The following is a 26,778-nucleotide window of genomic DNA, read 5'->3' on the forward strand; positions in this document are numbered from 1 at the left end:
TACTTTATGTTTCATTTATATGTTTATGAACCAAGATAAGCTATGAAATGATAAGAAATTTCTTGAATTTTATATGGACCACTAAAATTATTTATTGTCTATAATTAAGACACTTCCTAAATTAGAAAGTCACACTTTTTTGTTGAAAGATTAATGTTTAATTTGTTGATAACTAATTTTATATAAATTAAATAAAAAAGTTAATAAATCATGGGGAAAGGTTTTTTGAAATAAAAAAGTAAAGAGAAATATATAATAATAGGGATAAAAAAAACCGAGATTTTTAAATCTCGGTTTTCCTTGTAGCGAAGGGGGGACTTGAACCCCCGACCTCAGGGTTATGAATCCTGCGCTCTAACCACCTGAGCTACCTCGCCTGATTGCGGGTGCAAATATAGATGTTTTTTTAGTTTGGACAACAAAAAAAACCATTTTTTTTTTAATAAAATTTATATATATTGGCGCTTAAACGTAAAAATAAATGAGTAAAGTTAAATTTGAATTAGAATTTCCTATACATGCTTCTCCAAGCATGTTATATCAATATTTAGCCACACCGGCAGGTTTAGAAGAATGGTTTGCTGATAGAGTTAATTCTAGAGGGAAGTTGGTAACTTTTATGTGGAACGATTCAGAAGAAGAAGCTAAAATTGTGTCTAGCAAAGCTGACGAAAGAATTAAATTTAAATGGGTAGATAGTGACGGAGATGATAGCTTTTTTGAGTTTAAAATTCAAGTAGATCCTCTTACAAAAGATGTAGTTGTTATTGTTACTGATTTTGCTGATGATGAGGATGAAGTTGATGAGGCAAAAATGCTATGGGAAAACCAAATAGAAGAATTAAAACATACCATAGGAGCTTAATTACTAAAGAAGCGAAAAAAACTCGACAATTTTGTCGAGTTTTTTTATGCGTTCAACTTACTTAAATTAGTAAGTTTGCAATCGTAAAAATTGAACAATGGTAAATTTTAACGGAACTATAGTTTCTTCGGAAAAAGCATTAATATCTCATCAAAACAGAGCTTTCAAATACGGCGATGGAGTTTTTGAAACTTTGAAAGTTGAGAACGGAAAAATAATTTTCTTTGAAGACCATTATTTTAGATTAATGGCTTCTATGAGAATGCTTCGAATGAAAATTCCTATGCAATTTACCTTAGAGTTTTTACAAGATGAAATTGTAAAGACAGTTAGTGAGAATAAGTTAATTGATGGAACTTGTAGAGCTAGACTTACTGTATACAGAAAAGATGGAGGTTTGTATACTCCGAAAACCAATGAGGTTACTTATTTAATCGATGTGGCCCCGGTAACAACTACTAATCAAGAAGTTTATGTAGTAGATTTATTCAAAGATTTTTACAATTACTCAGGATTATTATCTACGGTAAAAACTACTAATAGAATGCTTAATACATTAGCTTCTATTTTTGCAGAAGAAAATGAGCTTGATAATTGTATTTTATTAAATGAAAACAAAGGAATCGTAGAGGTTGCTAATGGAAATATTTTTATAGTTAAAGATAACCTTATAAAAACTCCGGCTTTAACTGAAGGATGTATAAAAGGTGTTATTAGAAAAAAAATTATAGATATTGTTACCAAGCATCCTGAGTATACCATAGAAGAAACTACTATATCACCTTTTGAACTTCAGAAGGCAGATGAAGTGTTTATAACCAATGCAATTATTGGTATACAATCGGTAACTAATTATCGTAAAAAGACATTTAAAACAGACGTGGCTAAAAAACTACAGAATAATTTGAATATCGTAAGTGTAACTACTCACTAATTCATTTGAATATCACTAGGAGCGTTAGCCCAAATTCTATATTCGCCACCTCGTTTTAATAGTTGATTTTTCCATAAGGTTTCATAATCTATGGCAAAAATATTAGGGTATTTGTTTTTAGATACAAACCAAGAATTTGTTTTTAATTCATCTTCTAATTGATGAGTACCCCATCCGGAATATCCTAAAAAGAAACGAATATCATCCGGATGTACTTTTTGATTGTTCAGGTGTTCTTTTAAACATTCAAAATTACCACCCCAATAAATACCATCAGTTACTTCAATGCTGTTAGGAAGTAGTTCAGGAACCTTATGAATAAAATATAAATTATCTTGTTCAACAGGGCCGCCCTGATATACTGTAAAGTCACAATCTATACCGGGAATTAAATCACTGAGGGTATAGTGTAAGGGTCTATTCATAATAAAACCTACCGAACTATTTTCAGAGTGCTCAGTAAGTAATACAATAGTTCTTCTAAAAGAACTATCGTTTAAAATAGAAGGCTCAGCTATCAACAGCCTACCTTTTTCGGGTTTTAAAACACTCACAGGCATAGAATCGCATTTAAAACTCCAATATAAGTAAAAAATTAATAAAACTTTAACACAAAAGATAAAATATGTTAAATTACAGTTTTTGAAGAGCTTCAATAACTTCGTTTCGTTTTCTTACAGAAACGGGTATGGTTTGGTTGTTTTGCAATACAATATATCCACCGTCGGATTTAATAAATTCTTTAACAAATTGTAAATTAATAAGATGGCTCTGGTGAACTCTAACAAAACCGTATTCTTTTAAAATGTCTGCAAAATATTTTAAGGTTTTTCCAACAACAATTTTTTGATTGTCATTCATGAAAAACTCGGTGTAATTATTGTCTGATTTACAGTGTATAATATCATCTAAATTCACAACTACTATTTTATCTGAAGAGTGTAATGATATTTTTTTGGGGCGTTGATTAGGATGTGTTATAGAGTCATGTAACACTGTTAATTGTTCTCTATTGGGAGAAAGTTGAAACTTAGCTTTTGTAATAGCTTTGTTTAAATCATCAGTAGAGTAAGGTTTTAAAATATAATCAATAGCAGCAAATTTAAATGCTTTAATGGCATACTCATCGCTGGCAGTAACAAATATTATTTTAGATGATAAATTAGGATGGATTTCAAGTATATCAAAACCGGTACCATCTCCCAGCATTATATCTAAAAACAATATTTCTGGTTGGTGCTGTCTGAGTAATTTTGAAGCTTCCACCACGCTTTGAGCAGTTCCTATAATTTCAATTTCAGGATGTTTACTTGTTAAATCATTTTGAAGCATTTCTAAAGCTGGAGAAAAATCATCAACAAGAATAGCTGTTAGTTTATTCATAATTAAAAGTCGGTTTTTAATGGTATTTTAAACCAAACTTTGGTTCCCTTAACCATATTGTTTTCTTTAATCTCGGTAAAATTAATAGAAGCTTCCGGAGCTAAGCTCATTATACGATCTTTGGTAACTTCAATAGCTAATGAAGCATGAGTTTTTACCTTTTTTTCTTTTTTAGATTGGTTAATACCTATACCATTATCAATTATTTCACAATGTAAAAAGTTATGTATGTTGTAGAAAATAATAGATATTTCTCCGTTTTCTTTATTTTTTATACCGTGCTTAATACTGTTTTCTATAAATGGCTGAATGAGCATTGGAGGAATTAAAATTTCTTCTGTATCTAAAGTAAGTTTTGAAATAATAGAATAGGTAAAAGGAAAACTACTCATTTGTTGCTCTAAAGAAATATAATTTTCAAGAGTAGTTATTTCTTCAGACAAACTAACTTCTTCCTTTCTTGAGGTATTTAATATAGAACGTAATAAACTTGAAAATTTATTGATAGTTGTGTTTAAATCATCTAGTTTTCCGGAGTTACCGAGTGCTTTTATACCATTAAGTACGTTAAAAATAAAATGAGGGTTCATTTGTAATTGTAACGCCTTTTGTTCTAGTGAAAGCAAATAATTTTCTAACTGTAATTGTTTAATTCTGGATTCGTTTTTAGCTCGGAGTTTTTTAATATAGAAAAATACCCAAAGGCTAATAAGAGCAATCAGAAAACCTAAAGAAGTCCACTGAAACCAAGCTTTTTTATATAGCGGTTTATCAATATAAAATTGAAATTGTATAGGTTTACTTTCGTTTTCATTGGCAATTTTTGACTGTACAGAGAACGTATACTCACCAGCTTGTAAGTTTGCTAAGTTTACAGAACTTTTATTAGACCAGGGACTGTAATCTCCGTTTAACTTATAACGATATAAAATCTTTTTAGGGTTGTTAATATCAACAGATTTAAAGGAGAAAGCCAAATGATTTTTATTTGAGGGTAGTTTTAAGATACCTTTATAACTGTTAAAATTAATGCTATCAATAGTTTTGTATAATACTTCAATATTTTCAAAGGAAATGCGAGGCGTTGCTAACGTTTGTTTTGTGTTATTTTCAAATTTATAAACACCATTATTTACAGTGGCAATCCAAATGTTTTGCTGTTTGTCTTCAAAAACATCAGAAATAGCATTTGTTTTTAAAGAATTGTATTTATTCATTTTACGATTAAATGAAAAGTTTTGATTTACTATTTCTATACCTTCATTTGTTGAGAATACCCAGTATTGATCACGTACTTTTCTGATTCCTTTTATATTTGAAGTTGTCAGCGGAATGGTAGTGATTTTTTTACCCTGTATAATTTTAATACCGTTGTTTAGTGTGCTGGCAATTACTTGGTTTTTATCAATAAGTATTGATGTATAGTGTAATGTATCAATACGTTCAATAGACTTTGCATTTAACAAATTATCTATTTTCCATAGTGCTTTTTCCGTAGCCACCCAATAAGAAGTTCCGTCAAATTGTATATCGTTTACAGTATTTAAGTCAATTTGATAGTTGGTGCGAAGTGGAGCTAAAAAGCCATCACCAACTCTATACATTCCTTTGTCTGTTCCTATAAAAATAACACGCTTAATTACCGATATACAATTTACTTTTTTACATTCATACGATAGAAAGTTTTGATTTCTTTTAATTAGCAGAGCGTTTGGGGCTCCAATAAGTAAACTATCTTTATGACTAAAAACGGTAGTTACAAAATTTGTTTCTAAACCATCTTTTCTTGAAAAATTTTTAAAATCGTTTCCGTCAAAACGAGTTATTCCTTTGTTAGAAGAAAACCAAAGATATCCTAGTTGATCTTGCGTTATTCCGGTAATGGTATTGCTAAGTAATCCGTTGCTAACAGTATAATTTTTATACGAATTTAAATGATGATTTTGTATTAGAGTATCAGACTGTGTTATATTACTATAATTCATGTCTTGAGCTAACATTAATGCAGCCTTAAAGAAAAAAAGTAAATAAATTTTAGGGTTTAAAAACTTCATATAGCAAACTTACTTAAAATTATACCAATTCAGATTATTTATTAAATAAGGAGAAAAAAGACCGCTATTATTAAGTTTTTTTAATAATAGCGGAAACAACTACTCCTCTGCAAGAACATTTAAAAGAGGATAATAAAGCAATTTAGTTTAGATTATTTCATAGCGTATAAACGTTTATTAGTGGTATCTGGTTTTACATGTTCTAAATCACCGTATGGTTTAGTTATTGGTTTTAAAACACATAAAACAGTAGATAGTCCTTTTATTGTTAATTTACTATTTTTTACGTGCCAACTCCATCTGAACTTTTCAATAGGAATAGCAAGTTTTTCTATTTCTTTAACAAGATCTTCATCATTTGCTATCCAATCCATAACTTCCTCTTCAATGGTAAAAGAAGGAATTTCATCGTCTGAATTATGATAATCAAATTCAAATTTAACAGGAACATTATACTGAATTGTATAAGGTTCACCTACATAGCGCTCTCTTTCATTTGTTAGTGCAGAAAACCAGTCTATTTCTTTTTCTTCAGGATACTTTTTGGAAATTTCTTTTGATAGATCTACTTTCCCGGGTGAATGTGCTGTAGGATAAAAAATATAGTATGGTTTTGCTAAATAATGATCTGCAAACTCACCTCCAAATACATTGTAATATGGAGACGCTATAACCTGAGGTGTTTTATCAGTAATAAAAGCGCCCTTAAGTGTATTGATAAGCTCTGTTTTTTCTGCTAATTCATTAGCATGGAAAATAATTTTAGTATCATGGGTAATTACATTTTTAAGAGCAGGTAATTCCCCTTTATTTATACTTTCCTGTAATGAAAAAGCATTGATTTTTTCGCCATTAACAACCGTTTCTAAATTCATACCCAACTGCGGAGTGTTATTATTCACTATATGAATTTCTCCGTATGGATTTTTAGAGGCATTGGTGTTTAACCATTGAATAATTTCTTCTAAAGAATAAGTTCCTTCTACAATTTGAAAATCTTTATTAGCAAAATAAGTGATAGCTCCGGAATAAAAATTAGTCTCATTGGCATCGTATCCTGTTATAAAAACAACCGGTTTTCTAAAAGTCATTTTTTCAGCGGACTTTTCTGTATTTTCGGCTGTTATTTTACCTTCTTGTTGTAAAGTGTTATCAACTTTTTTACCATTTTTACAACTTGTAAAGTTTCCGATTAGTAATAACAATCCCATTGTCATTCCTACTGTTTTGATTGTTCTTTTCATAATTTATTGTTTTAAGGTTATTACTAAGTTTTTTGTAGTTTCAAAGTTTATAGGCAGTTGATTTAAAATTTTCCGTAGGTTTCGGTCTAATTGCCAAATACCATCTTGTTCTTTTTCTGTTTTGGCAATTTTCCCGTTAGCATCTATATATAATTTTAATTGGGAGTATTTTTGTAAATACATTTCTATAATGGCGGTGTAATGGTTTTCTAACTTCATAATTTCTTCGTTTTTATATTTCAAAAGTAGTAGAGAAGAAAAGCTTAATTTAGGAGTAATTAGAATTCGTTGCTACTAAATTAGAATTCGTGAGGATAAATAAAAATCCCTCATTTGTAGATTGTAAATGAGGGATAAAAAAGGCAATTACAGGGGGATTTATTTGCTAGATTTTAAAGGATGAAACCAGTCTTTGAGTTTTAAGTTGAAGTTTTTATTTACTTGATAAATGATTCAATAACCTGATTGATTTTTTCTTCACTATTAGTTTCATCAGAAAATAGATACTTATATAAAGGTTGATCATCTACCTTATTTTTTAGACTTAATGTTTTATGTTTATTGTAAACATTTTCCCATTTTAGTCTTACTGTTTTCCATTTTGCTTCGTTTTTTTTCCACCAATCTTGAGCGGTTTTACATCGACTATCCGGCACTTTTACATATGTATTGTATCCTTTTTCGTGAGCTAATACAAGATCATCATTACCGGAATTTCTAATTACCTTTTTATTATTTTGATCATGTAGCCATCCGTAATCTGTAATTTCATGCCTGTTACCTCTTATAGTAACATTGTAATCATTTCGTTTTGTGTACTCTCGTCTTGGAAGTGGAGCATCAGCTGTACTTTCCCAATAACTTTTTCCATCTATATGAACCCAGCTTCCTGATCCTTCATAACGAGGACTATCATCTACTTGATATACTTTTTGGGTCCATTGCTTTTGAACTTCAGCTTTAGGCTTCTTCTTATAGATCCATGTATTGTTGGCGTTGTAGCTGTAAAAATCTTGATTTTGATATATCCAATCTTGTCTCCAATGTTTAATTATATGAGGAGATGATGAATTACCTACTTGCAGTAAATGTTGAATTGAAATTTCATTTTTTTCATCGGTAATAATCGCTGCCCATTCCAAAGCTTTGTCTGTTTTTGTTTTTGAGGGTTTGTAAAGAGAATCGTTACTGTAATTAAACGTTTCAGCAAAATTGAAGGTAACTTCAAAACAACCACACATGTTTTTTATAGCAGCTCTGTCTTTGTTTTTTTTACTCTGAGCATTACTTATGCTAGGTATCAGTAAGACAAGTGATAACAAAAATAGTTTTCTCATTTCGTTTTTATTTTGATTAAAAAGTTTCGTCAAAAATATAAAATTAATTTAGATTGATTAAAAATAACATATATATTTGTATTAAAATTATTAAGAATGTTTCTAAATAAGTTGTGGTTTTGTTGTCTTTTTATTGGTTTTTCAGTTTTCTCTCAAAAAGAAGAGAAAGAGTTGAAAGATGATTTACCTACACATACTTTAGAAGAAGTTATTGTAACAGCAACAAAAACAGTGCGACAATTATCATCTGTTCCCATGCCGGTTACCTTAATACCTAAACAGCAAATACAACAATCCGGTTCTGTTAGATTACGAGACATTTTAGCAGAGCAAACTGGAGTTACTTTAATTAAAGATGTAGGTAATTCTGAAGGAGTTCAATTACAGGGTATTGCAGCTGATTACACTTTAATATTGATTGATGGCGTTCCGGTAGTTGGCAGAACTTCAGGAAATATTGATTTAAACAGAATTACGGTAAATAATATTCGGCAAATAGAAGTTGTAAAAGGTCCTTCCTCAGCATTGTATGGTTCTGAAGCTATGGGAGGAGTAATTAATATTATTACAGAGCAACCTTTGAAAAATGAAAAGAAAGGGCAGTATCATGTTTTTACAAGAGGTGGCGCAAAAGAAGAATTAGATATTAATGGTACTGTAAGCTATAAAAAGGATAGGTTTGGAATTACAGGAGGAGTTAATTTGAATACTAGCGGAGGTTTTGATTTAACTCCGAAAACACCTTTAAAAACAACGTATCCGCATACTAACTATACAATACATTCGCAACTGGGATATGATTTTTCTAAACAGGTAAAAGTAACTATTTCTTCTCGTTATTATCAACAAAAGCAATACGTAGAAACCTATACGAATTCGGAAACTGATTGGAATTTAAATACTCAGATTCAACAGCAGTTATCTGATAAATGGGGTATTGATTACACTTTTTACGGAACAAGGTATACAACGATAAGTACTCTTCATAATTCAACATCTCAGTTTAACAGAAGTCTATTTAGACCAGAAATAAGAACTCAGTTAAAGCTGGAAAGCGGTGATACGTTTATAGGTGGTATAGGTATAAATTTTGATGCGTTAGATAGAACGTCAATTAACGGTGCAAAACAGTTTAAAGCATGGTATTCCTATGTTCAGTATGATTTTACCCCAGTTACAAAGTTAAACCTGGTACTAGGAGCGCGTTATGAAAATAGTAATAGTTATGCATCAGCTTTTAGTCCTAAAATTTCTTCAAGTTATAAAATAAGTCCAAAGCTAATGTTAAAAGGATCTGTAGGGTATGGGTTTAAAATACCGGATTTCAGACAGTTATTTTTCGATTTTAATAATGTAACGAATGGTTATATAGTGTTGGGTACTCACACAATTCATAATAGATATGAAACAATTACTGATGTATCTACGGTACAAAAACAATTAAAACCGGAAACGTCTATTGGTTATAATATTGGTTTTCAATGGAAGCTAGTGAAGGGAGTAAAAATTAATGTGAATGGATTTAGAAATGATATTAAAGATTTAATAGATACATATGATACTCGTTTGGAGTCTCAGGTTTTAGGGTTGCCACAAGGTACTCGTATTTTTTCTTATCGAAATATTAATAATGTTTTTACCCAAGGAATAGAAGTAGATATTGATTATAAAATCAATAAAAACTTTCATCTTCTAACAGGATATCAATGGTTAGATTCCGGGAATAAAGAAGAAATAGCACAAATTAAAAACGGAGTTTATTATAAAGATACCAATGGTGTATCTCAAGAGTTAGACAGTCAATCGTACGTAGGGTTAGCTAATCGTTCAAAGCATATGATAAATGCCAGACTGTTTTATGAAAATCAAATCCATCAGTTTTCGTTGAGTTTAAGAGGTGTTTACAGAAGTAAATATGTTCCTTTTGATACTAATAATAATTCGGTAATAGATGAATTTGATCATTTTGTTAAATCGAATATTCAACTGAATGCAGCATTCACCAAAACTATTTTCAACGGTATAAATGTACAGTTAGGAGTTGATAATGTACTGAATGAGACAGGTACAAAAAATAAAGCGCTATTTAATTATACAGATACTAATGGAAATATAATTCCTAATGAAGCCTATTTACAATTAGGAAGAACTTATTATGGAAAACTACAATTTAATTTTTAAAAACAAGATTATATCATGAGAAACTTAAAAACACTTTTATCCACCTTATTGCTAACCGTAGTAATCATTTCGTGTAGTGATACAACAAAAGAAGAAATAATACAACAACCAACTGAAAGTAAAAGTATTAAAAATTTACATGCTCCCGGTGAGGGAAGAGGTAATTACACCGGACCTTTTACTAAATTCAGTTTTTCAAAAGGGAAACAAGTAACTGATGATAATTGGGATATAGCTTTTAGGGCTACTGAAATTATTATAAACGGAGGAGAAAAAGGAGCTGTTTTAGAAGATATAAACAGAACTTACAATGCAGCTTTAGCGTTAAAAGAAGGAACTTTTACAAGTGTAAAAGAAGCTCCGGAATTAAATGAGTTTAAGCAAGACTCAAAAGAAAAGTTAGCCTTATTAACAGGGAGTGGATTAGGTTGGTATACCTATAATCCTACAGATCATAGTATTCTCCCAACAGCAGGAAAGGTATTAGTTATAAAAACTCATAACGGGCATTATGCAAAAATGGAAATAGTAAGTTATTATAAAGATTTACAAGTTACCCCAACAACATCACAATATTACACTTTTACTTATGTGTATAAGCCTAATAAGGGTGATAAAAATCTTCAGTAAGCATATTTATTGAATTTTGTTAGTTTTTGTTACGTAGAATAGCCCAGTTTGTTACTAATTGGGCTATTCTTTTTTTAATGGTAAAAAAAAATAATTTAATGGGTAATTTTTTAAAGTTTAGGATACTATTACATAACTAACATAAAGAATTGAATATGCCAAAGCTTATAAAAATTAAGAAAAAAGTAGTATTAAAAACTGTAATTGTGTGGGTATGTTTACTTGGAATGATGGTGTCATGCACACAAGAAGAAGACCTAACGCCTGTAACCGTTAAAAAAGAAGAACTTAATAAAGTACCTGTGTTACATTCGAAAAGTTATGTGAAATATCCTACAATAGGAGTCTATTCAGTAACACCTTGCGGGTATGGATTTAAAGTTCAATTTTATTATTTAGGAACCGGAGGCATGGCAATAGGAGTTACCAAGCCGTATGAAATTTATAATGCATCGGGTGTATTAGTAGATTCCGGTAACGTAACTCATAATGGAAATACTAATTGGGTATTAAATCCGTGTGAAGTATATACTGTTAAAATAGATGCAGGACCTTTTACGGGAATTGTAACTTATACAGTAACTAGTGACGGTTGTGGGGGATTATTTATATGTTAAAAAGGGAAGAAAAGAAAAGCCGGAAAATTTCCGGCTTTTTTATTATAATTTATCAATAAGATATTTGGCAGTGTATGACGTTGTATTTTTTACCAGTTCTTCAGGAGTACCGGCAAAAATTAAATGCCCGCCTTTTTTACCTCCTTCTAAACCTAAATCAATAATATAATCTGCACACTTAATCAGTTCAATGTTGTGTTCTATAACAATAATAGAATGTCCTTTTTCTATTAAAGCATTAAATGAGTTTAAAAGTTTTTTAATATCATGAAAATGAAGTCCGGTAGTGGGCTCATCAAAAATAAATAATGCTTTATCTTTAGTATTTCCTTTCACTAAAAAGGAAGCCAATTTAATACGTTGTGCTTCACCACCTGATAAGGTTGATGAAGATTGCCCTAATTGTACATAGCCTAAACCAACATCTTGTAAAGGTTTTAATTTTCGGGCTATTTTGGTTTCATTGTATTGTTTAAAAAAATCAATGGCATCATCAATTGTTAAATTAAGAATATCATCGATATTTTTTCCTTCAAAATTAATATCTAAAATTTCTTTTTTAAATCGTTTTCCATTACATGTTTCACATTGTAAATGCACATCGGCCATAAATTGCATTTCAATAGTTACTTCACCTTCACCTTTACATACTTCACAACGACCACCTTCTACGTTAAATGAGAAATGTTTAGGCTGATAGTTTCTAATTTTAGCTAATTTTTGGTTCGTAAGTAATTTACGAATATCATCATAGGCCTTAATATAGGTTACAGGGTTAGATCTGGAAGATCGTCCTATAGGATTTTGGTCTATAAACTCAACATGCTTTAAAAAATCGTAGCTTCCTTTTATTGCAGTATGTTGCCCTAGTTTTTCACCATATCCTATTAGCTGTTTTTGCATGGCAGGATATAGAATTTTTTTGACTAATGTACTTTTTCCACTTCCCGAAACTCCGGTAATTACCGTTAAATTATGTAACGGAAAGGTAACATCAATGTTTTTTAAGTTGTTTTCTCTTGCTCCAATAATTTGAATGGCATCTTTAGTATTTCTACGTTTTTTTGGGACTTCAATAGTAAGCCTTTCTGATAAATATTGAGCTGTTAAAGAGTCAGATTTCATAAGGCCTTCAAAAGTGCCTTCTGCTACAACCGTTCCTCCGTAGGTTCCTGCTTCCGGACCAATATCAATAATATAGTCAGCCTCTTTCATGATGTCTTCATCATGTTCTACCACAATAACCGTATTTCCTAAATCACGTAGGTTTTTTAATACTTTTATTAAACGTTCTGTATCTTTAGGATGAAGCCCGATACTTGGCTCATCTAAAATATACATTGACCCCACTAAGCTACTCCCTAAAGAGGTTGCCAGGTTAATACGTTGACTTTCTCCTCCTGATAAAGTATTTGAGGTACGGTTTAAAGTAAGGTAACTTAAGCCTACATCTTGTAAAAATTGTAGTCTGTTATTAATTTCAGTAAGTAAGCGTTTTCCTATTTTTTCTTCATACTTAGTTAGCTGAATAGTGCTGAAAAAATCTGCAAGTTCATCTAAAGGAAGAGACACTAATTCAGAAATAGTTTTTCCATATATCTGAACATAGTTAGCTTCTTTTCTTAAACGTTTACCATTACATTCAGAACAGGTGGTTTTACCTCTGTAACGAGATAACATAACTCTGTTTTGAATTTTATAGCTTTTTTCTTCCAGAGTTTTAAATAAATGGTGTATTCCTTTAAACTTTTTGGTACCATTCCAAACCAACTCTTTTTGCTCTTCTGTAAGTTCAAACCAAGGTTTGTGAATTGGAATGTCAAAATCAGCAGCATGAAGAATCAGGTTATTTTTATATTTTTTATAACTATCTGTTTTAAAAGGAAAAATAGCATCTTCAAAAATAGACAGTCCTGTATTAGGAATTACCAAGTCTTCATCAATACCAATCACATTTCCGTAACCCTCACAGGTAGCACAAGCGCCATAGGGGTTGTTAAAGCTAAAAAAATGAGTGTTAGGTTCTAAAAAAGTAATGCCGTCTAGTTCAAATTTGTTACTGAACTCAGTAGTTACTTCTGTTGTTAAATCGTTAATTGAGCAAATACCTTTACCTTCAAAAAAGGCAGTTTGTACAGCATCTGCCAAACGATTGTAAAAATCTTCTTCATGTTTTACCACAATTCTATCAACCACTAAAAAAAACTCATTTCCTTTAAATTCTTTTACAGGAAAATCATCAATTCTATATACTGTATCTTTATACTTAAGACGTGCGTACCCTTGTTGAGTTAATACTTGTAAAACGGTTTCTAGCTTTCTGTTTTTATCAATAACAATAGGTGCTAAAAGTAACAGTTTACTACCTTCTTCAAAATCTTTTACAAAATTGATAACATCAGTAACAGTATGTTTTTTCACCTCTAAACCAGAAACAGGAGAGAAGGTTTTTCCAATACGAGCAAACAGTAGTTTAATATAATCATAAATCTCTGTTGAGGTACCTACTGTAGATCTTGGGTTGGTAGAGTTTACTTTTTGTTCAATGGCAATGGCCGGAGCAATTCCTTTAATATAATCTACTTTTGGTTTATGTAATTTACCCAAAAATTGACGTGCATATGAAGAAAGACTTTCTACATAACGTCGTTGCCCTTCGGCATATAAGGTATCAAAGGCTAATGACGATTTTCCGGAACCGGAAAGCCCTGTAATAACCACTAATTTATTTCTTGGAATTACAACATCAATATCTTTTAAATTGTGGAGTTTAGCTCCTTTTATAATAATATTTTCCTTTGGGTTAACGGTAGAAATATCTCTTTTCATTTATTCAAAAAATAAGCAGTAAAAATAAGGTTTTCTTACTAAGAAAAGAAGCGAAGTTAGATATTATAAACAGATACAATAAAAATAACCTCAAAGTATTTTTCTTTGAGGTTAGGTAATTTTTATACTAAACTAAACAAGCTATTATACAGTTAAAGCAACAGCAGCAAACGGATCTACCGTTTCTTTAAAGTTAGTGTTTTGGTAGCCATATAATTCATGGTTAATATATTCTTTATTAGTGTTTTCTGAAACTACAACAAGTTTAGAAACAGCACTTGGAAATTCATCAGCCTTACTTAAATCCATCCATATATCACCTAAGCATCTTGAATTACAGAAGTAATATGTTAAATTGTTATGACAAGCTACACTAGTCCATAAAGTTTGAGCAATGTTAGGAAAATTAGGATTATCTGATTGAAAGTTTACAGGAACCGAAGCGTTCATAACTACAGATTTTGATTGTGCTAAAGAATCAGCATTGCTAGTAGTTTCGTATAAATGATTTAAATAATAGGAAGCTCTGGCAAATCTATCAGAAGGAAAAGGTCCGCCCGGTAAAGTATTGCTAGGAAAATTATTCTTACTATTCCATTGCCAACGCCAATATTGATTTAATTCTATTTGTTTACTATATGAGGGTTCATTTGTCATAACTCTAAATTCAGAATTATGATAAATAATAAAGTTTCCGTTTTTAACTTCTATAATGGCAGAGTCACCAAATTTATCAGAAACAGCAAGATGTAAAGAGGCAGCCTTTTCAGTTCCCGGAACTTTTCCTCCAAGTATTTGAATTTGAACCGGAGCATCTTTACTAAAAGTTTTAACTACTTCATCAACTGAACAACAAGTATCAAGTACAAATTGTACCCATCGTAAAATATCTAAATTTTTACAAGAGCTTCCGTCTTTTCTTTCATAAGTAGCGTTACTATCATATAATAAGTTAGCCACTAATCCTTCAGAGTTAATTCCGTCAGAAGCACCAAAAGGAGCTTCAGTTCCGGCCATGGTAACAATACTACTATATCTGGCAGTCCATATTAACGAGTGGTCGCTTTCTAAAGGAGTACCCGATTTTACCATCGGATCATCAGGATCTACTCTAAAGGCAAAAATAGTAGTCGCCATTTGTGTAGCCCAATCCATATTTCGAGCGGTAGTTAAATGTTCATTTTTAGAGTTGAAGTTATTAAATATTCTGGTACACATGGTTGTTGTTTTTTAGTTTTTATGGGATAATTTTTGAGATAAAAAAGCCTCCTCAAAGTATTATACTTTGAGGAGGTTAAGATTAATCAGCAACTACAACTGAATACATTAGTAAAGGTGTTGTATGGGTAATGCCGCAATTAGATTGATTTTGCAATCTATAAGAACTCATTTCACTGGTTGCAGGAATCGTTATTTGTTTACTATTTCCGGGAGATAAACTTCCTGAGCTTAATTTATGTCCAGTATATTGGTCATACAATGTATATTCAACCTTTTCTGTACTACTTGGATTAGCTAATCCTAATACTAAAGCATCATCGAATGTTCTTGAAAATACAGTTGCTGTTGAACATTTTAAGGTTCCTGAAATAACATCTGTTTTACTGGTAATAGCAGATTCATAAAGTAAATTTTCCATTTTTTTTAAGGTTTAAAATTGATTAATTTGATTTTAGATAATTTTAATAGCGCTATAAAGGTTATCTGATATAAAATTACTTGTTAGATGGACTTGAAAAGGGGGAGATGTTGTGAATAGGAAGATTTATGTTGTGAAAACGGATTTTTGATGTTTTTTAAAATTGCTAGCAATAAAAACTGTACACGAAAAATTAATTGTGTTGGAAAAGGTGTACAAAGACAGAGGTTAACTATTTGTACACCCAAAAAAGAAAAATAATTAAATGGTGTACAGGTAGTGTACACCCAAAATATTTTTTTTAAAAAAAGGTGTACAACTTTTTTGGTTTTAAAGGAAGATAAGTTGTTAAGAATAAATAGAAAGGAAATAAAAATCCCCTTCGTAAGAAGGGGAGAAGTTTGTTAAATAATCGTTTTTCTGGTTCTAAAATGATTAAAAGGATCTTTAGAGTATTTTTCTTTAACCTTGATAAGCTCTTCATAATTTTGAGCAAAATATGTTTTTGTAGGAATAGAGCTGTCTTTAAAACTGATAAAAGCACCTGAAGTATTAGGAATATCAAAATCTCTGCAAACTTCAATCCAATCTAAGGCTCTATTGGTGTAATCATACAACGTATTGTCTTGAAAATTCTTTATTTTATCTTCAATATACTTTTTGATGTCAGGATCCATATTCGCATCTAAAGCTTCCCACCAACATTGGTATTGAATAGTATATTGCTTGTCGTTATATGGAAAGGCACTATCTGTTTCAGGATGGTTTTTATAAAAATCTCCTGTAATAGCTCCCAAAGTAATATAAGTTGTAATGGTATTTTTTCTATTATGCTCATTCAATAGAGGAGAGCATAAACTTTCAATTAGCTTTTGATGACCTTCTTCTCCTAAACCAATGTTATCAACCAGTCTTGATGTTATTTTATGAGGTGCAGGAAGGTCTTGGTCCGGTTGTAAAGGTGTTCCCATTAATAAATGGTCACCTAACAAGGCCGTTTTAATTTCATTAAAGGATTCTCTATCCCATGAACTCATTAAGTTTTCACCATAGCTACTTTTATTTTTAAAGTCAGCCCCCGTTGCAGGTTCAATGGTTAACATTTCATCTGTAACGCTAAGCACACCTTTAAAGCTTTCTTTAACAAATGTTCTTAAACTGTCTTCATTGCCTTCCCAATAACCGTTAAATTGGCAATTCAGGTTAATGGTTTTATACGGAACCGGTGTATCTTCATTCCAAGATCTTGCGCTCATTTTAAGGTTGGTTCCTATAAGCTGTGGAGCGTTAATAGGTTGAATAATCTCTTCCCATTTTTTTAAAACGTCAAGAGCCGGAACATTTCCTACAACTTCATCCGGGTTTATATGGCTATAAGGGTTCCAAACAATGTTAAAACGATGCAATATTTTAGGTAGCTCAAATGTAGCAATTTGAAGCTCAGTTACAATACCATAACTCATTCCGCCACCACCTCTTAAAGCCCATAGTAAATCATGTATTCCTGAACTTTCAGAAATTAATTTGATTACGTCGCCATTTTTGTTTAGTTCGTATATCAGATGGACAGAGTCTTTTTGTATTATCTTTTGTATAGTTCCGTTTCCTAAGATTATTGTAGCACCAACAAGCCTTTCACAACACATCCCGTATTTACGTGTCCAAGGTCCCCAGCCACCACCCATGGTGAATCCGGCAATACCAACAGTAGCGCAGGTACCATGGGGTATCATTACATCTTTATCGGCTAGTTGAGAAGTTAAATCTTTAAATCGGATACCGGGTTGTATATGAGCAATTGTATCAATTACTTCAACCTTGTTCATTTTCGAAACATCTATCAATACTACATTAGTACCGGTACATTCGCCTTCATGATCGTGCCCTCCGGCTCTTACTCTGAAAGGGAGTTTATTATTTTTAGCAGCATTAAAAGTATCATATACATCAGATAAGCTTTTGCAATACACAATTACAAAAGGGTTAAACTGTAATCTTCTGTTAAAAATTTGACTGTTTTGGTAATGTTGATACACATTGTCCAGGCTTCCCCAGTTGGTGGAAATTTGTTCTTTAGAAATAGAGGAATTATTCAGCTCTTTTAAAAAGTTGTCAATACTGTCTTTAAGTAACTTGTTAATGTCATCTTGAATAGAGGGGGTTATCATAATAAATAATTTTAAGTTAAAGATTAAAAATAGTGACTAGTTAAGTATGTTTTAAGAAGTATTCTTTAAGCGGTTAATTTTTAAATGTGTAAAGGGATAAATGAAGTATAAGAGAGAATTATCTATTTAAAAAGAGATTGTAAAAAAAAATTTTGATACAATCTCTCTTATATAGTTATCTTGTTATTCAGGTAAAAATAAGTTTAACTCTTTGTAGATGATGTTTCAAGTAAGTATACTTCGATTAATCGAGCGTTATTTACACTTCTATAACCTATAGAGTTTAATTGATAGTCCTTATTACAAGTCGGGATTAATACGCCTTGATTTTCGGGGTTTTTAAAATCTGTACAACAAAGACTGTCAATTTGTAAGTTATCTGAATCTGTATCTAGAAAATTTAAAGTAATAGAACCATCGTAATCACTGGTGGTTACGGTAATTGTAGCAGCTACATAATCATCGGTATTTCCTTCGGGTATAGGAGCTAAAGTAAGTCCGTTTAAAGCGTCAGCATTATTTTCAATATGCTCATTACCGTTGGTTTGAGTTGTTAATGTTTGTGAGGTATTGTTATATAAGTTAACTACAATTTTTGACGACATAATTTTATTTTTCAAATTTTAATTTCGTTTTACAATAGTTTGTTTACTCTACTGTTTGAAAACTTTTGATAGCGCTATTATTATTTTCTGATGTAAACTATTCTTAAATCAGTAGGTTCTCCGATACCTTAAAATTGGAAAAGTTCTTTGATATAATTGCGGTAAGAAATATTTTACGGATAAACGCAACTGTTTGTTCGGTTATCCGGAAATATATACGAGATAACTGTTATATTTGTAGGGATATAACTAGTTGGCAACAAGCTAAACAAACAAACCGCTAATGAAAAAACATACAGCAAAAATTACATCGAAGAGTATTGAACAAAGTGGTTTACCATCTGATTTCAAAAAAGCTATTGCAGAATATATTTGGAATGGATTTGATGCAAATGCTTCAACTATAGAATTGAACTTTGATGCAAATGCTGTTGGTTATATTAATTCGTTTTCTATTTCGGACAATGGTTCCGGAATTAATCTTGGCAGAATAGAAGATACATTTGGTCAGTTTATGGATTCACAAAAAACAAAAACTTTTGACCAAAACGGATTTGTTAAAGGTAAAGCTGGAAAAGGTCGCTTTTCATTTACAAACTTTTGTAATAAAGCAATTTGGGAAACAACTTTTGAAAGTGACAAATCAGACTTTTTAAAGTATAACATAACGATTTCAAAGGAAAAATTACAGGATTTTCAAACTTCTGATAAAATAGTTTCAATCAGTAAAAAGACTGGAACAATAGTACACTTTGAATCATTTCACTCTTTAACGGGAGACTTATTAGAAAGTGAAGAGTTTCAAAATTATTTAGCGAGTGAATTTGGATGGTTTTTGTTTTTAAACAAAGAAAGCGATTACAAAATCAAAATTAATGGTCAAGAAATTGACTATTGGAACATCATTGGCGATTTCAGAGAATTTGAGGAAACTATAAATGGTAAAACATTTCATATTAGCTATATAAGGTGGAATAAGAATATTGGAGATAAGTATTATTACTATTTCTTAAATCACGAACAAAAAGAAGTGGAAAGAAAACACACTTCGTTTAATAATAAAGCAGTTGACTTTCATCATTCCGTATATATTCTATCAGAATACTTTGATAACTTTCAATTCACAAAATCTGACCAACCAACACTCGGCTTAAATGGTCCTAATCAAAGTGATATAACATTTAAACATCTTATTGGATTACTTAATGACTTTATTGCTCAAGAAGAAAAACTATTTATTAGGGATAAAAAGGCAGAAAAATTAATTGATGATTATAATTCAAAAAAAATATTCCCTGAATTTAAAAACAATTCTTACGACCAAATAAGAAAAAAAGATTTAGAGAATGTTGTAAAAGAAATTTACTGTATTCAGCCCAAAATATTCCAAGGTTTAAGACAAACTCAAAGTAAAACTTTAGTTGGCTTTTTAAATCTACTTTTAGATACGGAACAAAGAGAAAACATCCTTGAAATTTTAGAGAACATCACGGATTTAAGCGATGAAGAAAGAAAAGAACTTGCAAACACACTTAAAAAAACAAAGATTTCAAGTATTGTTGAATTAGTCAATTTGTTAGAAAACCGTTTTAATGTTGTTAACGTTATTAAACAAATGGTTTTTGAGTTAGAGAAATTCACAAACGAAAGAGACCATATCCAAAAAGTAGTGGAAAATAATTATTGGTTATTTGGAGAGCAATATCATTTAGTTTCTGCTGACAAAAATTTCGAAGTTTCTCTCAATAATTATTTAGATTTCATAGAAACAGGAAAGAAAAATAAAGAAAAATTAAAATCAAAAGATAAACTAAAAAGACCAGACATATTTATAGCAAGACAAGCTGAAATGCCTGACCCAAATAGTGACCAATACACAATTGAAGAAAATATTATTGTAGAACTAAAAAGACCAAGTGTAGTAATTGGGAAAGAACAATTTGACCAAATTGAAGAATACATTAGATTTATTATTAATGAACCCAAATTCATCAGTGAATTAAGGACTTGGAAATTAATTTTAGTTGGGAAAAAAGTGGATGATTGGATTAAAGACAAATACGAATCCAACAAAGGAAAAGGAAAACGATTCTTAATCGAGTCTGTACGGAATTACGAAATTTATGCAATGACTTGGGATGATTTATTCAAAGTGTTTGATATTAGACATAAACATTTAATCAATAAACTTGAGTTCAAAAGTTCAGTTATTGAGGATTTAGAAAGTAAAGGGATTTATTTGGACAAGGACAAACCAAACGAATTAATAAAAAAGATTGTTAATGAATAAAAGCCAGTTGCCAACAATGGCTATAAGTAATTGCTTGTTCTCGCCTACTTACGAAAATCCGCTAGGATTTTCTATTTGGTTTGTATTTACTAAATTCGTTGCTAACCCACGCAACTACTCATAGCCTATACCGTTGTATGCCATTGCGGAGAACCTAACTGCATTTGAATTATGATTTTGACCTTCTTTGTGTTGGATACATAACTTGCTTCTCTTTGAATTGACCGATTTCTTCTCTTAACGTCTGATTGATATTGTGAATTAAATCATTTTGGAATTTCATAATTCCCAATAAATCGTGCATTGCGTTTAGGTTTTCTAATTGCTTGTAAACAATCTCTTCTAAATCAGCTTTGGTATATCTTTTGCTCATAATCTGTAAGTATTGAAAAGTATTCTTTAGAATTTCTAAACAAATCTATTTAAAATCTATCGAAATTCAAAATAAAAGTTTAGAAATTCTATAATTTTCTTTTCAAGAGTTAAATTTATCTCAACAAACTCGAAAGATTTATGACTTCTTTAGGACTTTATTTGACAAAAAAATCAGTGAATAGAGCAATGGTTTCTAGGAGGACAGGAATTAGTCAAGCAAGACTATCTCAACTGACTTCAAACAAGTCGACTAAATTGCGTGCGGATGAATTGTATTTGATTGCTTTGGCGATTGACATATCTCCAGGAGAAATGTTCGAGGAAATTTTTAAAGATTTGAAATTAGAACAATAAAAAACGCCTTACAACAATGGCTATAGTTTATTGCTTCTGACTTTCCTCTCGGAAAGTCCTCACATACAAAATCGCAACTTTCCATATACAAACCGTTGTAGTGCATTTAAAACAAGATGCTAAGAAGATTATTATAGATGAGAACTTATCCAAAAAATACTAAAGAACTTGAAAAAAAACACAGTTTTAGTTTTCCTTTAGATAAAACAAAATTAGAGCTTATTCAAAATAATGTCATTTTACGTAACGATATTGCATACGTATTTTTAAAATCCAGAATCTTAAATTCACTGAAAACGCATAATCTATTTGAAAGCGAATTATTCAGTGAGTCATTTTTGGACAAGAAATTTAACCAAACGGATAGACTTAAAATTTATAATGTAATAAAAAATCAGCTACCTATGCTCGTTAGTGAAAGAAATAAATTAAGCTTATCTTCTTTGTTTCAGCTAAATGAAAAACCAAAAATCGATACTAGAGTATTAACAATTAAAGACTTAATTTTTGATTTAATCAAGCAACACAGACTGACTATTAAGGAAGAATTTGAAACATTTTTTAAATACGAACTTGATAACTTAAAATAGTAAAACGACACTACAACAAGGGGTATAATTAATAAGATTGAATTTCCATTGAGGAAATTCAATCTTATTAATTATCTTCCCACATTAACGGAGAATGACTCGTGTCCTTTTCCCGCAAAAAAATCATAGCCAAGGCCGTTGCCAAACATTAAAAACAAAAAAAAAGGAGACATTAAAAATGAGAATTCTAATTAAGTATGTACAAGGTGCTGACATTGGTTATCTTTATAATCGAGAAGCGTTTGATTTATTAAAAATTGACAAGCCTACATGACGACCTTGATTGAATAGAAGCTTTTAGTTCATAAATTATTAAAGGATAAAAGATACATACAAAAGGACTAATAAATATACTTACCACAAAGCACCTTAATTAAGGTGTTTTTTTATGTCTAAGATTTAGTAAACGAATTATAAAATAAGAGTTGTTTTCTGAGTTGGATGATACGAAACGGATTTTTTATATTTTTTAAAATTACTAGCATTAAAAACTGTACACGAAAAATTAATTTTTTTGAAAAAGGAGTACAAAGACAGAGGTTAACTATTTGTACACCCAAAAAAGAAAAATAATTAAACGGTGTACAGGTAGTGTACACCCTAAATATTTTTTTTAAAAAAAGGTGTACAACTTTTTTTATTTTAAAACAGAAAAGTTTTTAATAACGTCTTTATATTTTTCACTAAAAGATATGGTATGATTCTTTTTAAGAGTAATAGAATAATTAGTAAGAGAAAACCCTTCAATCATTTGTAAATTCACAATAAACTTTCTGTGTACTTGTTTAAAAAGTTGATTGTTTAGGTATTCATTTATTTTACTTAATGAAATTTGAATAACAAATTTTTCACGCTCTGTAAAAATGCTACAATACCTATTTTCAACTTCAATATATAGTATGTCTGATAGGTTTACTTTTTTTAGCAAATTATTCTTTTTTATAAATAAAAAATCATTGCTTATTACGGTGTCTTCTTGATTTCCGGCAAACACATTAGGTTGGTCGTAAAACTTTTCAATAGCCATTTCAATGGCATACAAAAGCTCTAACTCATTAAATGGTTTTAATAAAAACCGAAAAGGTTTAGTTAATTTGGCACGCTCAAAAATATGCCTGTCTTTTGAAGCTGTTAAGAAAATAAATGGTTTTAACGAGTTAGGAACAGTAGAAATGGTTTCGGCAAACATAATTCCTTCAGGATTTTCTCCTAAGTAAATATCAATAATAACAACATCTACAGGAGTATTGTAAAATAAGGTTAAAGCTTCTTTGTAAGAAGGGGCAGTACCCACCACGTTGTAACCATTTTTTTCTAAAACCGATTTCAATTCAAAAGCAGATTGATGTTGGTCTTCTATAATTAAAATATTGATAGTATCCATTTTTTAACTAGATGTTAGAAATTTGAGTAAGATTGTTGTTCCGTAACCTTCCGAGCTTTTAATAGACAAAGTAGCCTTGTTTTTTTCAACTAAAGATTTACAAAGTTGAAACCCTAACCCCGTACCAATTTCTTGTTGATTTCTTTTTTTAGTAAGTAAAGGTGTTTCTTTTAATAATTCGCCAATGATTTTTTCGTTCATTCCTATTCCGTTATCTTCAATCATAAGCGTTACAAATCCCTCTTTTAATTCGGTGTAAACAGAAATTTTTCCTTTTTCATTTGTAAACTTTATGGCATTGTCAAGTAAATTTCTGATAATTATTTTCAGAGAATCGATATCGGCAAAAATAAAAGTTGCACGAGGCACAGTGTTACAAAAAGTTATATTCTTACTCTGAAATAAAGGAGTGTAATTAAACTCTATTTGTTGCATAATGGAATATAAATCTACAGATTCCATATAAAAATACAATTGCTCGGTTTGTAAAGTAGCCCAGTTTAATAAGTTTTCTAATAAATTATAGGTACTGGTGGCCACAGCAATATTGGTATGTATAACCTTATTTAAACGTATATTATTATAAGCTTCGGCTTCCTGTAACGTTTTTACATGGTTTTTTTTCATCAAATCAACTGATGAGCGTAAATCATGACTTACAACAGAAAACAGCTTGTCTTTTGTTTGATTAAGTAAGTCAAGTTCTTCTTTTTGTTTGGTAATAATTTGATGGTTTTTACTTTTTTGAAAATAAAAATAAGTACTGGTAAGTAAGAGTAGAAGCAGTAGAGAAGAAGAAAGTAATAAATTGTTTCGTTGATTAGCCTTTAACTTATTTTCAGCAGCCAAAAGATCTATTTGCTTCTGCTTTTGAGTAACGGCTAATTTTTTTTCAATTTGAGCAACTGACCAAATTTTTTGTTGATTAAAAAGAGAGTCTTTCCACTTTTCATATTCTTTTCGGTAGGCTAAAGCTTTAACGGTATTTTTTCTGTTTTCTTCTACTACAGACATGTTTAAAGCGGCTTTTCTTTTAACTTCAAAATCTGAAACTTTTTGTGCCAGTTGATACGCTTTTTCAAAATAAGGAATGGCTAAATTATCTTGATATTGCTCATAATAAACATTTGCTAAATCCATATAAGAACCAATTAATCGAATGGTATCTTTTTTTTCTTGCTGAAGCTTCGTGCTCTGCATTAAAAAGTTTTTAGCTTTTTCAAAATCAGAAAGATGAAAATAAGCAATTCCCATGTCGTGAATAACAGTGCTTTTATCGTAATATAAAGCCAAAGAATCCGGTAAGCTGTTTATTTCGTTAAAATAAGAAATTGCTTTTTTAAATTGACGTTGTTCTAAGGCTATACCACCTAAATTTAAAATCACCTTATAATAGAAAGGAGCATTAGGTGAAATATGCTGATATTCTTTTTGTGTTTCACTAAAAAGCTTTTTTTTCATAAAACTATACCCTCTCATATAATGATAGTAGGGTAATAAACTGGTATCAGGCTTTATTAATAAAGCTTTAGATGAATATATTAAAACAGAATCCCAGTTTTTAGATAAAAAAAAATGTTTAGTTTTTAAAAAGTCAGGCTCTTTCGTGTTCACTTTTTTGAATAGAAAATCAACACGTTCAGTTTTGTTTTGAGAAAAAAGTGTGCACGAATACAGCAACGTTATTAGTAAAAACGTTTTTAGCATGGGTATTTTAAAATAGTTTTTAGTTTTATAACTGCAATTAACCTGTTGTTTGGACAGTAGTTTCTGTACCTCTGGATGTTTCAGGATCTATATTCCATAAAAAGGTTTGCACAATTTTTATATCGTTTAACCTAATTCCTTCGGGAAAATTCGTTGAGTTATTGGTTGAAAACTCAAGAGTATACGCTTTGTATTTATTTTTAGTGCCATATTTTGTTAGCTTTTCAATTTCTTCTTTACTACAATAAATAAAAAGCTGTAGTTTGGAATAACCAAAATTACTAACAGAAAAAAGTTGATTAACTTTTACAGAAGAAAGAGGAGCGCCGGAATCAACAAAAATTAGTGTTCGAATATCAATACAGTTCTTTTCAGAATTCCACTTAGCTTCTACTAAAGAAGGAAGCGGTCGATTGAAGCTATTTTCAAAATGAACCTCTCCTGCGGGAGTTATTTTTACCCAGGGGCTAGTTAAAATTAACTCACCGGGAGGTATAATGATAAGTTCAGTAGAGTTTGGGTTAGTCATAGTTAGGAGGATTATAGATTATGATTATTGTATGTTTCAAATGAATATAAATATAAAAAGTAAAAAATACTTATACCTTATTTTTTAAGATATTTATACTCAAAACTCATTTTACATTATATAACCCTTTAACAGAATATTTTAGTGAAAGGAATAATTTTTTATATAAAAACTTACAATAATATTTGTTTTTGTACCTAAAAAACATAATATTTGTAACTGTTTACAAATCAATATTTAAACGCCTATAGAATATAATTACTTTTAAAAATTAAGTTTACCCCTTAACCTAAAAGAAAGCTCAACCTTTCTTTTGTAAAAGTAATTATATGGACAGAAACGTAGTAAATGATAGTCTTTTAGTAAGAGATTATATAAATGGAAATGAAGCTGCTATTGAAGTATTGATAAAACGCCACCAACAAAAACTATATAGTTTTATATATAGTAAAATTCAAGACAGAGATTCTACTGAAGATATTTTTCAAGATACTTTTATTAAAGTAATCAGAACCTTAAAAAGAGGACATTATAATGAAGAAGGTAAGTTTTTACCTTGGGTTATGCGTATAGCTCATAATTTAATAATTGATCATTTTAGGAAAAATAACAGAATGCCAATGTTTAATAATTCTGATGATTTTGATATTTTTTCTATAATAAGTGATGGTTCACTTAATGCTGAAGGAAAAATAATAAAAGATCAAATACTTGATGATGTTAAAAAGTTAATAGATGAACTTCCGGAAGAGCAAAGAGAAGTTTTAATTATGAGAATTTATAACGATTTAAGTTTTAATGAAATATCAGAAAATACTGGGGTTAGTATCAATACAGCTTTAGGAAGAATGAGATACGCTTTAATTAACCTAAGAAAGATAGTTGAAAAAAATAACGTAATTTTAGTAAATTAAAACAATAATGATAAAAAGTTAGCGTTAAGTATTTGAAAACAAATTATAAAAGAAAAATACATGACGCAACTTTACTCTAGTAAGAAGTCTTCGGACTCAAAAATGAACCCCAAAAAAGAAACAATTCAATTTTTATTAGACTATTCGAA

At 30.3% G+C, this 26,778-nt stretch carries 24 protein-coding genes and 1 tRNA gene; 9 read left to right on the forward strand and 16 right to left on the reverse strand.

What is annotated here, in order from left to right:
• Positions 1–303 precede the first annotated feature (303 nt).
• A tRNA-Met gene (locus ACQY1Q_RS05100) sits at positions 304–377 on the reverse strand.
• Positions 378–481: 104 nt separating this feature from the next.
• Here ACQY1Q_RS05100 and ACQY1Q_RS05105 point away from each other — a divergent pair.
• A complete protein-coding gene (locus ACQY1Q_RS05105) occupies positions 482–865 on the forward strand; it encodes an START-like domain-containing protein (protein WP_431004207.1) in 384 nt (127 codons plus the stop codon).
• Between the two features lie 97 nt (positions 866–962).
• Entirely contained in the window at positions 963–1,799 is an 837-nt protein-coding gene (locus ACQY1Q_RS05110) for an aminotransferase class IV (protein ID WP_431004208.1), read from the forward strand.
• On the opposite strand, the gene ACQY1Q_RS05115 is transcribed toward ACQY1Q_RS05110, so the two are convergent.
• The 6 genes from ACQY1Q_RS05115 to ACQY1Q_RS05140 all read right to left on the reverse strand — a co-directional run bounded on the left by ACQY1Q_RS05115 (position 1,796) and on the right by ACQY1Q_RS05140 (position 7,817).
• Entirely contained in the window at positions 1,796–2,353 is a 558-nt protein-coding gene (locus ACQY1Q_RS05115) for a YqgE/AlgH family protein (RefSeq protein ID WP_431004286.1), read from the reverse strand. The two genes, ACQY1Q_RS05110 and ACQY1Q_RS05115, sit on opposite strands and share 4 nt — an antisense overlap.
• 79 nt (positions 2,354–2,432) lie before the next feature.
• A complete protein-coding gene (locus ACQY1Q_RS05120; protein WP_431004209.1) occupies positions 2,433–3,182 on the reverse strand; it encodes a LytR/AlgR family response regulator transcription factor in 750 nt (249 codons plus the stop codon).
• Positions 3,183–3,184: 2 nt separating this feature from the next.
• A complete protein-coding gene (locus tag ACQY1Q_RS05125) occupies positions 3,185–5,236 on the reverse strand; it encodes a sensor histidine kinase (protein ID WP_431004210.1) in 2,052 nt (683 codons plus the stop codon).
• A 152-nt stretch (positions 5,237–5,388) separates the two neighbouring features.
• Positions 5,389–6,480 (reverse strand): hypothetical protein, encoded by a 1,092-nt coding sequence (locus tag ACQY1Q_RS05130; protein WP_431004211.1) that lies wholly within the window; start codon positions 6,478–6,480, stop codon positions 5,389–5,391.
• A gap of 3 nt (positions 6,481–6,483) precedes the next feature.
• Complete coding sequence (locus tag ACQY1Q_RS05135; protein WP_431004212.1) at positions 6,484–6,699, reverse strand: hypothetical protein; 216 nt, start codon at positions 6,697–6,699, stop codon at positions 6,484–6,486.
• Between the two features lie 218 nt (positions 6,700–6,917).
• The gene (locus ACQY1Q_RS05140; RefSeq protein ID WP_431004213.1) at positions 6,918–7,817 is read right to left on the reverse strand and encodes a DUF6607 family protein; all 900 of its coding nucleotides are present in this window, start codon (positions 7,815–7,817) and stop codon (positions 6,918–6,920) included.
• A 96-nt stretch (positions 7,818–7,913) separates the two neighbouring features.
• On the opposite strand from ACQY1Q_RS05140, the gene ACQY1Q_RS05145 reads away from it, so the two are divergent.
• The 3 genes from ACQY1Q_RS05145 (at position 7,914) to ACQY1Q_RS05155 (ending at position 11,245) form a co-directional block, all read left to right on the forward strand.
• A complete protein-coding gene (locus ACQY1Q_RS05145) occupies positions 7,914–9,998 on the forward strand; it encodes a TonB-dependent receptor plug domain-containing protein (RefSeq protein ID WP_431004214.1) in 2,085 nt (694 codons plus the stop codon).
• Between the two features lie 15 nt (positions 9,999–10,013).
• Positions 10,014–10,628, forward strand: coding sequence for an HmuY family protein (locus ACQY1Q_RS05150; RefSeq protein ID WP_431004215.1), 615 nt, complete (start codon positions 10,014–10,016; stop codon positions 10,626–10,628).
• A gap of 155 nt (positions 10,629–10,783) precedes the next feature.
• Positions 10,784–11,245, forward strand: a complete 462-nt coding sequence (locus ACQY1Q_RS05155; RefSeq protein WP_431004216.1) for a hypothetical protein — start codon at positions 10,784–10,786, stop codon at positions 11,243–11,245.
• Between the two features lie 42 nt (positions 11,246–11,287).
• Here ACQY1Q_RS05155 and uvrA read toward each other — a convergent pair whose 3' ends face one another.
• The 5 genes from uvrA to ACQY1Q_RS05180 all read right to left on the reverse strand — a co-directional run bounded on the left by uvrA (position 11,288) and on the right by ACQY1Q_RS05180 (position 18,486).
• Positions 11,288–14,074 (reverse strand): excinuclease ABC subunit UvrA, encoded by a 2,787-nt coding sequence (gene uvrA, locus ACQY1Q_RS05160; RefSeq protein WP_431004217.1) that lies wholly within the window; start codon positions 14,072–14,074, stop codon positions 11,288–11,290.
• Between the two features lie 144 nt (positions 14,075–14,218).
• Positions 14,219–15,292, reverse strand: a complete 1,074-nt coding sequence (locus ACQY1Q_RS05165; RefSeq protein ID WP_431004218.1) for a linear amide C-N hydrolase — start codon at positions 15,290–15,292, stop codon at positions 14,219–14,221.
• An 82-nt stretch (positions 15,293–15,374) separates the two neighbouring features.
• Positions 15,375–15,713, reverse strand: coding sequence for a hypothetical protein (locus tag ACQY1Q_RS05170; RefSeq protein ID WP_431004219.1), 339 nt, complete (start codon positions 15,711–15,713; stop codon positions 15,375–15,377).
• A gap of 404 nt (positions 15,714–16,117) precedes the next feature.
• Positions 16,118–17,881, reverse strand: coding sequence for an FAD-binding protein (locus ACQY1Q_RS05175; RefSeq protein WP_431004220.1), 1,764 nt, complete (start codon positions 17,879–17,881; stop codon positions 16,118–16,120).
• 203 nt (positions 17,882–18,084) lie between these two features.
• Entirely contained in the window at positions 18,085–18,486 is a 402-nt protein-coding gene (locus ACQY1Q_RS05180; protein ID WP_431004221.1) for a hypothetical protein, read from the reverse strand.
• Between the two features lie 283 nt (positions 18,487–18,769).
• Here ACQY1Q_RS05180 and ACQY1Q_RS05185 point away from each other — a divergent pair, with 283 nt between their 5' ends.
• Entirely contained in the window at positions 18,770–20,776 is a 2,007-nt protein-coding gene (locus ACQY1Q_RS05185; protein ID WP_431004222.1) for an ATP-binding protein, read from the forward strand.
• Positions 20,777–20,945: 169 nt separating this feature from the next.
• Here ACQY1Q_RS05185 and ACQY1Q_RS05190 read toward each other — a convergent pair whose 3' ends face one another.
• Complete coding sequence (locus tag ACQY1Q_RS05190; protein ID WP_431004223.1) at positions 20,946–21,149, reverse strand: hypothetical protein; 204 nt, start codon at positions 21,147–21,149, stop codon at positions 20,946–20,948.
• A gap of 140 nt (positions 21,150–21,289) precedes the next feature.
• Here ACQY1Q_RS05190 and ACQY1Q_RS05195 point away from each other — a divergent pair, with 140 nt between their 5' ends.
• Both ACQY1Q_RS05195 and ACQY1Q_RS05200 read left to right on the forward strand, forming a co-directional pair.
• Positions 21,290–21,505 carry a helix-turn-helix domain-containing protein gene (locus ACQY1Q_RS05195; protein WP_431004224.1) on the forward strand — a complete coding sequence of 72 codons (216 nt, stop codon included), beginning with the start codon at positions 21,290–21,292 and terminating at the stop codon, positions 21,503–21,505.
• Positions 21,506–21,642: 137 nt separating this feature from the next.
• The gene (locus tag ACQY1Q_RS05200) at positions 21,643–22,095 is read left to right on the forward strand and encodes a hypothetical protein (protein WP_431004225.1); all 453 of its coding nucleotides are present in this window, start codon (positions 21,643–21,645) and stop codon (positions 22,093–22,095) included.
• A 637-nt stretch (positions 22,096–22,732) separates the two neighbouring features.
• Here ACQY1Q_RS05200 and ACQY1Q_RS05205 read toward each other — a convergent pair.
• The 3 genes from ACQY1Q_RS05205 to ACQY1Q_RS05215 form a co-directional block, all read right to left on the reverse strand.
• Positions 22,733–23,479, reverse strand: coding sequence for a LytR/AlgR family response regulator transcription factor (locus tag ACQY1Q_RS05205; protein WP_431004226.1), 747 nt, complete (start codon positions 23,477–23,479; stop codon positions 22,733–22,735).
• A 3-nt stretch (positions 23,480–23,482) separates the two neighbouring features.
• Positions 23,483–25,093 (reverse strand): tetratricopeptide repeat-containing sensor histidine kinase, encoded by a 1,611-nt coding sequence (locus ACQY1Q_RS05210; protein ID WP_431004227.1) that lies wholly within the window; start codon positions 25,091–25,093, stop codon positions 23,483–23,485.
• A 130-nt stretch (positions 25,094–25,223) separates the two neighbouring features.
• Positions 25,224–25,715: a hypothetical protein gene (locus ACQY1Q_RS05215; RefSeq protein WP_431004228.1), complete on the reverse strand. Its 492-nt coding sequence runs from the start codon at positions 25,713–25,715 to the stop codon at positions 25,224–25,226.
• 329 nt (positions 25,716–26,044) lie between these two features.
• Between ACQY1Q_RS05215 and ACQY1Q_RS05220 the strand changes: the two genes are divergently transcribed.
• Positions 26,045–26,629, forward strand: coding sequence for an RNA polymerase sigma factor (locus ACQY1Q_RS05220; protein ID WP_431004229.1), 585 nt, complete (start codon positions 26,045–26,047; stop codon positions 26,627–26,629).
• The last annotated feature ends 149 nt before the right edge of the window (positions 26,630–26,778 follow it).

The sequence above is a fragment of the Tenacibaculum sp. TC6 genome, assembly GCF_050606265.1.
In the GTDB taxonomy this organism is placed as follows: Bacteria; Bacteroidota; Bacteroidia; order Flavobacteriales; family Flavobacteriaceae; genus Polaribacter.